The following is a 659-nucleotide window of genomic DNA, read 5'->3' on the forward strand; positions in this document are numbered from 1 at the left end:
CGTAAACATAAATCTTTTCATCAAAATTGGCGAAGAATGGAGTAAGCCGATACAAGGCACAGGCGGTAATACATTTGTATCTAAAAATAAGAATGGTTATCAAGTATCCGACGAATGTTATAAAATGGCTTTAACTGATGCTATATCTGTAGCTGCTAAGGCTCTCGGTGTTGGTGCTGATATTTATTTTAGCAATGATAGGACAAAATATGATACACCAAAAGACACTGAACCTAAACAAGACCCTAAAGCTACTCAAAAGACTGACGAACCATCAGATATTATATTCGAAATGATAAACAAAGCGGATAGCCAAGAATCATTAAAGGATATTTGGACTTCATACCCAAATTATCAACGTAATCAAAAATTTAAAAACGCTCTAACAAATGCAAAATCAAAATTACCTAAATTACAACCAGCAAGTTGATTTCTTTGAGAATAATCATTGCTATATAACTAAAGAAGGAAAACAGCTTCAAGGCATAACAGGCATCATCTCAAAGATGCTATTTCCAGACAAGTATAGTAACATTCCGGAACATATATTAAATAAGGCTGCTGAATATGGTAGCCTTATTCATTCTAAATGTCAAGAGAATGATATATTCGAAACCTCTGATTGTATGGAGGTTGAAAATTATATGAAGATAAAACAA

General features: G+C 32.9%; 1 protein-coding gene and 1 pseudogene. Both read left to right on the forward strand.

Annotated features, from left to right (window positions below; all coding sequences use genetic code 11):
- A partial coding sequence (locus tag HMPREF9456_RS16910; RefSeq protein WP_006844791.1) for a hypothetical protein occupies nucleotides 1–430 on the forward strand: 430 nt, incomplete at its 5' end.
- Nucleotides 390–659 (forward strand): annotated as a pseudogene (locus HMPREF9456_RS17525) (hypothetical protein); the annotation flags it as partial. The gene HMPREF9456_RS16910 and the pseudogene HMPREF9456_RS17525, both read left to right, overlap by 41 nt.

Origin of the sequence: Dysgonomonas mossii DSM 22836 (assembly GCF_000213575.1) — a bacterium.
Taxonomy (GTDB): domain Bacteria; phylum Bacteroidota; class Bacteroidia; order Bacteroidales; family Dysgonomonadaceae; genus Dysgonomonas; species Dysgonomonas mossii.